The 12047-nt window shown below is 34.0% G+C and carries 12 protein-coding genes and 2 pseudogenes; 10 read left to right on the top strand and 4 right to left on the bottom strand.

Features of this window, described 5'->3' with window-relative positions; translation table 11 throughout:
- Positions 1 to 205: 205 nt before the first annotated feature.
- Together DFO73_RS29560 and DFO73_RS28100 are read left to right on the top strand one after the other, a co-directional pair.
- Positions 206 to 535: a group II intron maturase-specific domain-containing protein gene (locus DFO73_RS29560; protein ID WP_258310092.1), complete on the top strand. Its 330-nt coding sequence runs from the start codon at positions 206 to 208 to the stop codon at positions 533 to 535.
- A 152-nt stretch (positions 536 to 687) separates the two neighbouring features.
- A complete protein-coding gene (locus DFO73_RS28100; RefSeq protein WP_110067947.1) occupies positions 688 to 1608 on the top strand; it encodes a hypothetical protein in 921 nt (306 codons plus the stop codon).
- A gap of 479 nt (positions 1609 to 2087) precedes the next feature.
- Here DFO73_RS28100 and DFO73_RS28095 read toward each other — a convergent pair.
- From DFO73_RS28095 to DFO73_RS28085, 3 genes and pseudogenes are all read right to left on the bottom strand, one after another.
- Positions 2088 to 2953, bottom strand: a pseudogene (locus tag DFO73_RS28095) (permease).
- 12 nt (positions 2954 to 2965) lie between these two features.
- The gene (locus DFO73_RS28090) at positions 2966 to 3160 is read right to left on the bottom strand and encodes a hypothetical protein (RefSeq protein WP_110067946.1); all 195 of its coding nucleotides are present in this window, start codon (positions 3158 to 3160) and stop codon (positions 2966 to 2968) included.
- A 51-nt stretch (positions 3161 to 3211) separates the two neighbouring features.
- Positions 3212 to 3537 (bottom strand): annotated as a pseudogene (locus DFO73_RS28085) (ArsR/SmtB family transcription factor).
- Between the two features lie 182 nt (positions 3538 to 3719).
- Here DFO73_RS28085 and DFO73_RS28080 point away from each other — a divergent pair.
- Together DFO73_RS28080 and DFO73_RS28075 are read left to right on the top strand one after the other, a co-directional pair.
- The gene (locus DFO73_RS28080) at positions 3720 to 4193 is read left to right on the top strand and encodes a hypothetical protein (RefSeq protein ID WP_110067945.1); all 474 of its coding nucleotides are present in this window, start codon (positions 3720 to 3722) and stop codon (positions 4191 to 4193) included.
- Positions 4194 to 4537: 344 nt separating this feature from the next.
- Positions 4538 to 4981 carry an ArsI/CadI family heavy metal resistance metalloenzyme gene (locus DFO73_RS28075; RefSeq protein WP_110067944.1) on the top strand — a complete coding sequence of 148 codons (444 nt, stop codon included), beginning with the start codon at positions 4538 to 4540 and terminating at the stop codon, positions 4979 to 4981.
- A gap of 538 nt (positions 4982 to 5519) precedes the next feature.
- Here DFO73_RS28075 and DFO73_RS28070 read toward each other — a convergent pair.
- Positions 5520 to 6581, bottom strand: a complete 1062-nt coding sequence (locus tag DFO73_RS28070) for a hypothetical protein (protein ID WP_110067943.1) — start codon at positions 6579 to 6581, stop codon at positions 5520 to 5522.
- Between the two features lie 466 nt (positions 6582 to 7047).
- Between DFO73_RS28070 and DFO73_RS28065 the strand changes: the two genes are divergently transcribed.
- From DFO73_RS28065 to DFO73_RS28040, 6 genes are all read left to right on the top strand, one after another.
- Positions 7048 to 7425, top strand: coding sequence for a YobA family protein (locus DFO73_RS28065; RefSeq protein WP_110067942.1), 378 nt, complete (start codon positions 7048 to 7050; stop codon positions 7423 to 7425).
- A gap of 197 nt (positions 7426 to 7622) precedes the next feature.
- Complete coding sequence (locus DFO73_RS28060) at positions 7623 to 8528, top strand: hypothetical protein (protein ID WP_110067941.1); 906 nt, start codon at positions 7623 to 7625, stop codon at positions 8526 to 8528.
- 242 nt (positions 8529 to 8770) lie between these two features.
- On the top strand, positions 8771 to 9034 hold the full coding sequence (locus DFO73_RS28055) for a hypothetical protein (protein WP_110067940.1): 264 nt from the start codon (positions 8771 to 8773) through the stop codon (positions 9032 to 9034).
- Positions 9035 to 9843: 809 nt separating this feature from the next.
- The gene (locus DFO73_RS28050) at positions 9844 to 10392 is read left to right on the top strand and encodes a GNAT family N-acetyltransferase (RefSeq protein WP_110067939.1); all 549 of its coding nucleotides are present in this window, start codon (positions 9844 to 9846) and stop codon (positions 10390 to 10392) included.
- A gap of 261 nt (positions 10393 to 10653) precedes the next feature.
- Complete coding sequence (locus tag DFO73_RS28045) at positions 10654 to 11286, top strand: type 1 glutamine amidotransferase family protein (RefSeq protein WP_110067938.1); 633 nt, start codon at positions 10654 to 10656, stop codon at positions 11284 to 11286.
- Between the two features lie 258 nt (positions 11287 to 11544).
- A complete protein-coding gene (locus tag DFO73_RS28040) occupies positions 11545 to 11928 on the top strand; it encodes a hypothetical protein (RefSeq protein ID WP_110067937.1) in 384 nt (127 codons plus the stop codon).
- Positions 11929 to 12047: the final 119 nt, after the last annotated feature.

Below are 12047 nucleotides of genomic sequence, written 5' to 3'. Positions count from 1 at the left end.
AAGAGAAATTAGGTCTGATAGTCAACGTAGAGAAGAGTAGAATCTCACGTCCAAAAGAATTAAAATTCTTAGGATTTGGGTATTATTACGACATTGTTAACAAGAGTTATCAAGTGAAACCTCATCCAAGTTCGGTACAGAAGTTTCAAAGGAAGCTTCGACAACTGACAAAACGAAACTGGAGTGTTCACTAGACTGCCGAATATTGAAACTGAAACAAGTTATACTTGGATGGGTAAATTACTTCAGAGTGGCAAACATGAAAAAGGTGACTGAACGAATAGACAATAAGCTTCGCTCCAGAATTAGGGTCATCATATGGAAACAATGGAAAGTAGCGAAGAAACAAATCAAATCGCTTATTCAGCTAGGGATTCCAGAGGAAGAAGCGAAAGGATTAATCTACTGTCGAAAAGGTTACCGATACATAGGATTATCAAAAGTCGTCCAAAGAGCAATCTCAAACAATAGACTAAAGCAGAGGGGAGTCCCCTCTGCTTTAGAACATTATCTAAAAGTTCACACTGTGATATAAATTGAAACGCCGTATACGCGATCCGTACGTACGGTGTTGTGAGAGGGGCGAAAATAATACATTTATTTTCCCTCTACTCGATTATTCAAGGTCCTTTTTCTTCTGCCAAAACGAGGTTGAGAATATGATAAAATTAATATGAGGTGAATAAAATGGCAGTAGTATTTGAACCAGAAACATTAAAACAAGAAATTGAGGAGTTATTGAGATTTTGCCAAGATCATGAGATAGATTGCTATTTTGATGGAGAAGAGTATGCGTATGAAGCCCTAATCCAAGATGGTGAGGATGATCTCGAACAAATACTGTTTACATATGAAACTCCTACTGACTTAATATTACCGAGAAGTGAATATGGATTAGAGGGTAATTATAAATTGTCCGAAATTTTATGCATGGTAGAAGAAGCCAAGAATAGTAAACTCATTGATGATTATAAATTGCTCAGTAAAAAAACTGCATTAATGCGGATAACTACATCACACAATAATTTTATTGAATCAGCATTTTTTGATATGGATTTAGGAACAAAAATTATTATCCAGGATAATAGCTATAAGGTTGATATAGAGACTGTCATGAATAGCTTTAACCTTCGGCTAACAATAGAGGGTATGTATAATAAATATGTCCCCCCAATAGCCGAAGACGATATTTTTATTCGCATTTCCAGTGAGAGCGCTGTAAAAGAAAAAGATTTAGATATCATTTTTAATTCCTACTTTTTTGAATTAAAATCAACATTGGATTTGGAGATTTATTCTAATCCGTGGGAATATGAATTTTGGGATGAAGAAGAAGAGTTAAATAAGGCTGATAATGGAATAAAGCTAAGACCCTTAATTCAAGGTAAAGGAATACAGGAATTATTAGAAATATATAAATCTGCATTCAACACGAATCTCCCTGAGCAACAAATACTTACTTTTAGTCGAGTAATAGAATATGTTTCTCAAACTGTCATACGTAAAGACCTAATTGAAAAAACCGTTTCAAAATTATCTAGTTCAAGAGCGTTATCTCCCGATGCAAGTTATGTTTTAGAGTTAGGGAAAATTTTCGAAGATCACTGAAACCTTCGTAAGGATTATCTCGCATTTAAAATAACTATTGAAACTTGTTGTGATATTTTTGAACTGGTAAATATCGCTCCTAAATTCCTTAAGAAAACAAATAAAATAACTTTACAAAGTAATTTAGAGGAACAAAAAAAAGCTCTTGAAGAAATAGCAAGTTCGATTTCCTCTACAAGGAATATGTTTGCACATGCAAAAACTAACTATGATTTAAAGGGCGATGAATGTCCAAACGAATATTTATTTGAATTCTCAAAATTGATGGATATTATTTCTCAACAGATTATTAGATGGTTTTCTATACAACAAGACGATACAAGAATAATTTAAAAAGTGCTCCCATAAAATTTTTTGTTGATATTCTTTATTTTTGTCAATATATCAGTAGTAATGTTTAGCAGTGCCTAAATAAAATAAGACCTTGGTGAAGGTCTTATTTTTATATTTTTTTTTGATAAATACATACTAGTCGGATATTAAACAAGGTAAAAAATAAAACCTGAAATGGTGGACAGAGAAAAACGGAAAAGACAAATGTGAAAACGAGTTCTTTCTTAAAAATGGATTTTAAAAGAACAACCTCAGGCAAGCTGGAACCCGCCCAGCTGATGAGCATTGCCATAACAGGTCCCAATGCCATACCTTTTGCAATCAAAATTTGAGAAATTGGAATCATACTGGATAGGCGGATATATAAAGGAATGCCTACAATTGCTGCTATCGGAATCAGCCACCAATGATCTTTCCCAAAATAACTTGAGATCCATTCAGTAGGTACCAAACCATGAATGAAGGCTCCAATGGCTGCACCTACTAATAAATAGGGATAAACACTTTTCATTAAATCAAGTGTTTCCTTGACAGCCAATTGAAGATTAAATTTCTTAGTCTTCTCTTCATACCCTGTCATCACAACATTTTTTACTGACTTTTCAAATCCAAACTTCTCAAGAGTAAAGCCAATGATGATAGAAAAGATTGTGGTTAGGATTGTATAGATAATAGTCACTTTCCATCCTAAAACCACGCCCATAATCGTTAAAATAGTGGGATCAAGCACAGGGGAGGCGAACAAGAAAATCATTACAATGCTAAACGGCATTTTCCTTTTTAACATATTCACTACAACAGGGATGGTTGAGCAGGAGCAGAATGGAGTGATAAAGGCAAAGAGTATGGCTGCAAACGCTGCGATCAATTTATTTTTGCCAGCCAGCTTTTTCTCAATTTTTTCATAAGGAATATATCCTTGCAGCAGACTAATCAAGAATGATATCCCAATGAAAAGAACCGTCAATTCCAATGCAATATATAGAAAACTATTAAGAGTATCCATTAACATTATCAATTCCTCCTAACAATCGCAAATGCAAATGCATTGATTTTGTTTGCTTGGTTCTGCTGTTTTCTTCACTGAAGAAAATTTTCTGATTAGCTTGCTGAAAAAGGATTCTTCCCTCAATGTTGCGAACTTCCAGGCTTCATTTGACATCCTTTCAATTTCTTGCTGTTTTGTTTTTAAGATCAATTCATAATTGTAATAATCCATCTTGATTTCCTCCTTGTTAATCAAAAAAAATTGATGTTTAATTTAAAAAAATTAGCAACAAGTAGGTTTAAACAGGCAGCATAACTCTGGTGATAATAAGTGATTTAATTCTTCTTGATTTAGCTCGTAAAAACTCCAAGTACCTCTTGTTTTTTTTTGATGATATTCGCATCCAATAATATTTTTAAATGGTAGGACAGTTTTGATTGGCTCATCTCTAAAAGGGGAGCGAGATCACACACGCACATGGAGCCCTTCTGGGTTAAGATATTCATTATCTGAAGTCGCTTTTTATCCGCTATTGCTTTGAATTTATCCTCGTAATATTCCAATAGGTGATCCATCGACTGATTTTGGTTTATCATATCCGTTTTCATTGCATTCACCTTCCTTTAATCAAAAATTCTTGATAGATTAATCATAAATCCAAAATTTTCATATGTCAATCATCAAAATCAAAATAATTTGATTAAAAAGGAAAATAGTCTATTGTCATAATTGTCTGTTAACTGTATGATTAAAACATCAAAAAAAATTGATGTTAAGGAAGTGGTTTTTTATGCAGTTTCATGTTGATGATTCTCCAATAAAAGCAAATCTAATTAAGGATCTAGCATTTTTAACATCCAAGGAAACAGGAGGACGGTTATCTGGTTCACCTCGAGCCAAGCTTGCTGCCCAATACCTAGCCAAAGAATTAAGTGCTTTGGGTGCTAAGCCCGCAGGGGAAGATGGGTATTTTTCAAGGTTTGATATTTTTGCAGCCCGACTAAAGGGTGAGGTTGTTCTTAGGGTAGGCGAAAGAAAACTGAGGCACCGAATCGATTATGGAGAAGTGTCAAGATATTCCCATCCTGATGGAAGCAAGCTGAAAGGAAATTTAATCGTTGTGAAAGATAGGGATGAGGTGGCTCAAGAGGACTTAAAGAGTAAAGTTGTGCTAATTCAGTCAGAGAGGCATCCATACTCCCGAAGACAACTTAGAAAATATTTTCTGGGAACCAGTAGAAACAGCTTTTGGAATTCTCCATGACCTGGTTGAATCCATCATAGTTAACCCATTACAGTTATCTTCTTTAATTTTTTATCAATTTTTTTTGATAAAATGATTGCATTTAGAAATAATTGCTAATATACTTTGATTATAAATCAAAAAAAATTGATTTATAATATCATCAACCGATAAGGGAGCTGTTAAAAATGAATTTCATTAAAAAGTTTACTGGCAAATCCGCTAAATCATCTGGTTGCTGTGATATAGAAACCAAAGAGGTGGAAACAACACAAGATGACTCCTGCTGCGGCACATCTGATGAACAACAGTCCTCTTGCTGCTAATATAAAAAAACAATCTTAAAGATCCCAAAGGAGTGTTCAATTATGAAAGTGCATGTTGGAATAAATGTAACGGACTTAAATCAATCAATTGAATTCTACTCAAAAGTTTTTAATGCTGAACCAGTAAAAGTAAAAGAAGATTATGTAAAGTTTTTACTGGAAGACCCAGGTCTAAACTTTACCTTGAATTTAAAGGATGAGGTTTCAGGAAACCAGGTGGGACATTTTGGTTTTCAGGTCGAAAATCAGGAAGAAGTTTTCCAGCATAAAGAACGGTTAGAAAAACTGGGATTCTTCGCCCGTGAAGAAATGGATGTTACTTGTTGCTATGCCACGCAAGATAAATTTTGGGTAACGGATCCAGACGGAAACGAGTGGGAATTTTTCTATACAAAATCTGATGTTGAATCAATGGAGACTGAGTCATCCTGCTGCACAACTCAGCCAGTTAAAATAGAGATAAAAAATTCATCGTGCTGCTAATTCAAATATAAACGCTGAGAATTTCAGCGTTTTTCTTATGCTTTGGCATAGGAATTAGATTATATAGTGCCTTTTACGTTATCAACAGAGCATTTGGATCGCCATAATATAAGCGATGAATTCTTCGCTCTTGAATCCCTAGGTTATTTTCCTTCAATGCAATTTGCTTTTACTTGCTTTATAGTGTGTCCCACAAGTTCCCAACGCTTGTCTAAAATGACAATGTCCTTTATACTGACTTCCCCGAAATATTTTTTGTATGCAATTTCTCTTAGTTTTCCCAGAAGGTGTATAAGCAGTAAAAAGGGATTATTAACATTCTATGGCTGACGGGAAAACATTATTTAATTAGTTATAGAGGCCGTACAATCTTTGCAGGTAACGGATAAAAATTATGAACAATTTTTGAGCAGTAACTATTTTGAGGTAATTTTAATAAATTTGCTGAGCTTACTTAAGGTTAGATTGAATTCTAAAATTACAACATAATAATATGAATCAAAAGAATCGAGCCGATAAATTGTCGGCTCGATCTTTTTTATAAATCCCATGAATTTACATCACCGTAGGTGTAATTAAATTCTAAAATAGTATCGTCTCCCCAAGCACCTTCAAAGGAAATAGCAGCTGGACCGATATTGATGGCAAGGCCAGTTATAGTTCCATATGTATGATGGTATTTGGTTAAAATATAAGCTGGGTCACCAATATGACTCGTACCTACTAAGACCTCTCTGGACATACTTATATTTTGATAAGATCCCTCACCTATTTTAACCTTTACGCCATGTCCATATAGCTTAAAAGAATCTGTATCAGCTGAAAGTTGTTTTTCCTCAGTAATATACGTGATTCCCCCATTTCCATCTGGCACAGCTTGATCCTGGAACCAGTTAGCTTGAAAGGAATCAGCTTTTGCTACTGCAAATGTATCAAATGCCGTTGCAAAAGCATCTGTTTTGGTATTAAAAGGCGCATCATACCAAGAAGCATTTGAAATGTATTTATAATTCATATGACCGTCCCATGGACCGAGATACAAAACTTGTTGCCATATTTCCAGGTCTCCATTAGGCTCCGTCTTAATAGGAGGAAGCGCTCCTGTTGCAGTGGTAGAAGCGGTAACCATATCTTGTGATTCATTAATCATCAATGGTTCTGGTCCAGAAAGCTCCAAAATCGATTTTGAATCTCCAGTCATCTCATTGTATTTCTTTAAATCTGCTAATTTTTTTTCTTTGATTATCTCTTCATTTTGTTCCGTATATTCAGTACGGCTGCCATCTAAAGAAACATAATAGGTTTTTGCGCTTTTAACCTGAAGATCAATTGCTTTTCCGCCTCGTTTTACAATATCTACTTTCTCACGTTTGCTAAGTGTTTCGATACTTTCCTCTGTTAATCCAATTTTCTCTAAAACCTCATTCAGAGCCTTATCGCTCATGTTCTCTGCATTCTTGAATCCTTTGACTCTACCATCTTTCTCATACTCAATATTTACGTCAGTACTGCTGTTATTAGCAGCCAGAGGGTGACTAATAAATATTGATGATAAAGCTAGTAGTAATACAACCATGAAAAATGAAATCTTTTTTTTCATTTACCCCACCTCCATCCAGAAATATACCTTAAAAACCCAAAAATGTATACAGATGGAAGTTTGATTGATTCTATTTCACTATATATTTACTACTCTTTTTCAAAATTATAGGAGAAAAGAATTAATACTAAAATCCAGAAAGTGTAAACCTCAAAAAAACCACTGTTAAACCACATTTCTTTCATAGGCACGCGAAAAGTAATGAAACTTAAAATGAATCCTAGAATAAGAATACCTGCTTTTTTTAACATAAATTCTTAGAACCCTTTCTTAACTTATTTTCTATTAGGATAACAATTTTTGAAGAAAAACCCAACCTTCCCAAGAAAATTCCCTTGTTTTTTCTTATCTTTGGCACTGCTACACAGTTGGTATGGATATCGTCTTCTTCAACTAAAGGGGCAGTATAGATCAATAAGATGGAACTATTTTGAAAATATCACGTCTAATCTTATGGGGTGATAAAATGAAGCAAATTAGTAATATTTGTACAAGTATAGCCTTGTTGAGTTTTATTGGATTTATAACTGGGTGTATAGATAAAGGGACACCAACAGTTACAGGAACATCAACAAGTACAGATTCAAAAACAGAAGGCTATATACTTAAAGTTGAAGAAAACAGGATATTAGTTGCTGAAGATATTACATCAGAAGAATATAAAGTGATTAAAGAAAAATCAATATCAGATTTGAATAGGGAAGGGATTTCCCTTATTTACCTAAGTAGTGATGAAATAAATAGCTTAAATATAGGTAACAAAGTCGAAGTATTGATTGATGGAGGTATTAACGAATCATATCCTGCCCAAGCTAAAGCAAAAAAAATAGAAGTAAAGGATTAAGATTGTTTATTCAAACTTACGGGAGCATTACCTAAAGAACTAGCTGCCATCTAAGGCGGCTTTTCTTATTTTACTAACAGGCAGTATAGTTGAAGAAGGAAGTGACATAAACAAAGAGGAATATTATACTTAGGCTTGCTTTGTTAAGCTCGGATTTCAAACAAATATGGAGTTTTCCTACCAGATAAGGGGTAAAAATGGCAGCTATTATTTACACAGTTATATTAATTGTTAGTTTCTTATTTTTAGCGTGGAAAAAGGACGAAGCAGAATCTTATTTTCCGTTAAAAATAATTGGATACTTTATATTAGGTTCATTTGCTTTTAATTTCAATCAAATTCCATTTCCTATTGGGTTTATAGTTTACCTGTTATTTTTTCGACCTAAGTTAAATGTAAATGTAAAACGAATGGCATCTGTCTTTGGTGTTCTTGCATTTATACTAGTCCATTGGATTTTGCCATTTGCCATTCATGAATGGGAAAGCCGCCCAATATTTATCGAACATGAACTTGGTTCAGTATATACGATGAACTTTCAAGATGAATATGAACAGGTAAAGCAAGAATTAGAGCTAGAGAACAACAATTTAAGGCTTGAGGATTTTGAAGTCAACTATGTTAAAGATGGTAGTATTACAGACTTAAGCTGGCAGCTACTCGGACAAAATGGCAATAGCTATAATCTTTATCAAATTCGATATGATATTGTGAAGAGTAGGTATCAAGTTACGAATAGTCAGCTTGATACATGGCTCCAATACAACCGATTAATAGAAGCTGACCATTTCTTTGAAAATCTTAATGTTCTTGATATTAAAGAAATTACTCATGCAAAGGGTGACTTTTCCTCCTATGTGATACAAAGTACAGGGGAACGAATCAATTATGCAATAAAAAATAGAACTCATTTTTTTATATCAAATGGAGAAATACAATTATTAGATGATGAACAGTTACCAGTTGAAGGCTATTATATTTCAACATTTGCAATTAAGAAAACGGGAGAGAAAAGAGATGATAAAGGAAATATCACACAAGAAAGCTTCGAAGGTACCGAATCATCTGATTATCTGTTTGATATAAATATTGGTGAAAAATGATAAAAATCCTAGATTGGACTTTGTGTAAATTTTTTAATATCCATCTTGGATATTCTATTTGTTATGTGATTAAATACACTTAAAGTAACGGGTGCTTTAGTTGAAGAAGATTAAAAAACAGCTTTCTCATTCGTTGAATATTTATCATAACCACAATTATTATGGATGGTTCTTTTTTTGCATCAAAAGGGAATGTACGTTCTATAATAGTGACATAAACTTCTTTTGTTGAGGTGTGCAATATGAAAGTAATCATTGAAACAATATTGAACATTGTTGGAAGCAGAGGATTACGGCGTGGCGAGTTTTTTGTGAGTGATCGTGAATTTAAGGACGATGCAAATTTTGCTGTGGCAATAGTGGCTTATGAGTGGATTCAAGAACAAATCAAAGAATCAAGTAGCAGAGAAACCATTATTGAAAAAGTAACCTGGAATGAGGAAAATGACATTACTGAGGACGTTAAACAGATACAACCTGTTATAAAGGATGATTTACCTTTTTGACGTTCACAGAAAATACACAGACTAGCTAAGAAAAATAAGGTAGAATTTGGGTAGTGTGATACCGCCAGGACACACATGGGTGAATGATAGTTATGTGGTATAGCTTTCATTTTGCTTCTCCTTATTAGAAACCAACCAGTTTCCCGATGGTTGGTTTTTTAATTGCAAAAAATATGTCCTCTCGAATGAGAAGGCTTTTCATTTTTTATTAAACTCCCATTAAAATAAAAAAGCTCAAAAGCTCGAAAAGAGCATAACAAAATTGACCCAGTAAAAATGTTTTTAAAAAAAGGCTGAGCCTTATAAATGATTAATATTAAGTTGAAATACGTAATTAAGTGCCTTCCTTCTATAAAAAGTAATATGGTTGGGCTGACCCAACGACCAGAATAAGGATTAATCTCCCATGAGTGCTACCCATTTAGGGCGCAACAGTAGTGGTACACCGTGATCGTCGGAGTCAGACTAAAGGATGGGCTCTAATGCGCCATAGTGTATCGACCTTCTTCGTCAGCCATTAAGCATTATAGACGGGTATCGCCATTTTCATTCTCTGTGGTGCAGCGCGTGTATTGCGCTGCATGAGTGGCTAAAGGGGCAGCATTCCTGTATTAAAACTAAGATTGTGAATAAATGTACTTAAACAAACGGGTGCTTATGTTCAAGGATCAGCTGCCGAATCAGGCGCTTTTATCTTATTAAACAAAAGGGCAGGTAAGTTGAACAAAAGGGTAAATCTTTATAAAGGAAAAACAATGTACATTAGAGAAGTATTAGAATAAGGATATTGTAAATACGGAGGAAGACCAGTGTATTATCAGGAAAATGAATTAATTATTCGACCAATTAATGAGGAAGATTTACCAATACTATGGGAACTAATTTATAAGGAAGAATTACCAGAATGGAAAAAATGGGATGCTCCTTACTTCGAACATAAGCACATTCCATATGAAGATTATATAAATGGAAAAGAAAAAATTGTAAAACAAGACAGTCCTTGGGTTATTGAAGTGAATGGAAAAGTTATAGGTACAGTAAGTTATTATTGGGAACATAAACCTTCAAATTGGCTCGAAATGGGAATAGTAATATATAACCCCAAATTCTGGAGCGGTGGTTATGGCACGAGAACTCTTCGCCTTTGGATAAATCATTTATTTACTACCTTACCATTGGTTCGAGTAGGTTATACCACTTGGTCGGGAAATGAAAGGATGATCAAGGTCGGAGAAAAACTTGGAATGAGAATGGAAGCAAGGTTAAGAAAGTGCCGTTATTATAACGGACAGTATTATGATTCAATCAGGATGGGGCTTTTACGAGAGGAATGGGAGTCAAGTCCGTTCGTCAACTAAATGGTGCAAGAGTTTAATAACTGGGCTGTCATTGCGGCAGCTTTTTCTTATTCAACAAACGGGTGCAATACTTTAAGATCCAGCTATCATCTCAGGTGGCTTTTTTTATTGTACAAAAGGGCAGGTTAGTTGAATAAGAAATAGACTTTTGGTTAAATATGGTATACACTTATCCCTAAGTGAACGTATGTTCTTTTAGGTGGGATTGCTTTTGATGTGTAAAAAAATAAACTATAAAATTTATGATTGGAGTGTTATTGGATGCAAACAAAAAAAGTTTTTCTATATGTATTTAATACAATGTCGGACTGGGAATATGGATATTTAATTGCTGAACTAAACTCAGGAAGATATTTCAAAAAAGATTTAGTACCTTTAAAAGTAATTACAGTAGGAGCTAATAAAGAAATGATTACTACTATGGGAGGACTGAGCATAAAACCAGATATTTCCCTTGATGAATGTACTCTTGAGAATAAAGATCTTTTAATTTTACCAGGAGGGACTACTTGGAATGAAGAAATTCATCAACCTATCTTGGAAAGAATTGGACAAGCTTTAAAGCTTGGTACTATTGTTGCTGCAATTTGTGGTGCAATTGAGGCCCTTGCGAATATGGGATACTTAGATACTAGAAAGCATACAAGTAATAATTTAGAATACACTAAAATGGTATGTCCTAACTATAAAGGAGAAAAGTTTTATGAGGTGGGATCTGCGGTATCTGATGCGAATTTAGTTACTGCATCAGGAATAGCTCCTCTGGAATTTGCGATGGAAGTACTGAAAAAATTAGATGTATTTGCACCAGATACATTAGATTCTTGGTATAGCCTAAATAAGACTCATAAACCTGAATACTTCTTCCAGTTAATGAACTCAATGAATAAATGAGTTAAAATATCAAATGGCATTTTTATTTTTTGAAATAATCTCCATACTTTGTACGATGTCAAAGTATAATTTTTACACATAATCAAAGTTTTTAGATAAGTTAACAGAGGTTGTTGAAAATTGTAAACTATCGGGGGTGTTGATCCAAGCAGGATTAATGCCCTTTTATGTTGAACTCCTTATTGTAGAAACGGGGCAGGTTAGTTGAGAAAGGATTTATAAAATACCTTGATTTGAAACCAATAAGGGGGTAATTAGATGAAAAAGGCTGGATTTATACTAGGTATTGTAATAGTTATTATTGCTGTGTTCATATTTGTAAATAAATTATACTATCCCTCTCTACCAATAGAGAATTTATCAGCAAAAGAAGCAATTGATAAACTAAAAGAATCGGAAAGTAAAATAGTAGAAATTGCAGTAGAAGGCGATTCTGCTTGGTATATTACAAGTAGTGAGAACAAAGGTATTTCGATTGCTGATAAAAATATAAAACAAATGATTGGTTCAAATGGATGGGAATTTAAAGAAAAAGATGGTGCTGGTCTGTTCTTTGAAAAAGACGGAAGGAGATTAATTGCAACCACTCAAATGTGGACTGGAAATTATGTTCTCGTTAAAATTCCAAGTAATTTTAAATAATCTTGAGAGGTTTTTTATTAAGCTAACGGGTGCGTTACTTGAAGATCCAGCTGCCAATATAGGCGGCTTTTTTCTTTTGAACAAAGGGGCAGGTAGTTTAAAAAAGACAATTAAATTTC

Source organism: Cytobacillus oceanisediminis (assembly GCF_003182355.1).
GTDB lineage: Bacteria > Bacillota > Bacilli > Bacillales > Cytobacillaceae > Cytobacillus > Cytobacillus oceanisediminis_A.
This window is presented reverse-complemented; position numbering and strand designations above follow the sequence as displayed.